The sequence below is a fragment of the Blautia ammoniilytica genome, assembly GCF_025566965.1.
GTDB lineage: Bacteria > Bacillota > Clostridia > Lachnospirales > Lachnospiraceae > Blautia_A > Blautia_A ammoniilytica.
The window spans coordinates 1-349 of the sequence record NZ_JAOQJL010000090.1; the positions used below are offsets into that span (position 1 = coordinate 1).

Below are 349 nucleotides of genomic sequence, written 5' to 3' on the forward strand. Positions count from 1 at the left end.
GTTCAGAATTGTTTTCTTCTTCCTTTAACCGTTGAAATTCTTTTATCAGATATAGTTTAAATACCGGACTGATTGCAGATGCAAATTCAAATGCAATATCTTTGTGTGCATATGTGCCACCATATTTTCCACGCTTTACATATAATCCAATGGCATTTGTTTCATTTACCCATTCCGAAACACTAGGTGTAAAAGTCAATAACCCTGCTTGCTTTTTAAAGTGTTCGGATTCGAACACTTTAAAATTGGGATTATATATCTGTTCCCATACAGACAAATATTCCAAAGTACCACGATTTCTTAACCAATTTCTTACCACATCTGCTGCCCTGACAGAATCTGATTTAGC

Annotated in this window: 1 protein-coding gene; it reads right to left on the reverse strand. The window is 35.0% G+C overall.

Going from position 1 to position 349, the window contains the following annotated elements; genetic code table 11:
- On the reverse strand, positions 1-349 hold a 349-nt coding region (locus tag OCV61_RS18505), incomplete at both ends, for a KilA-N domain-containing protein (protein WP_158422958.1).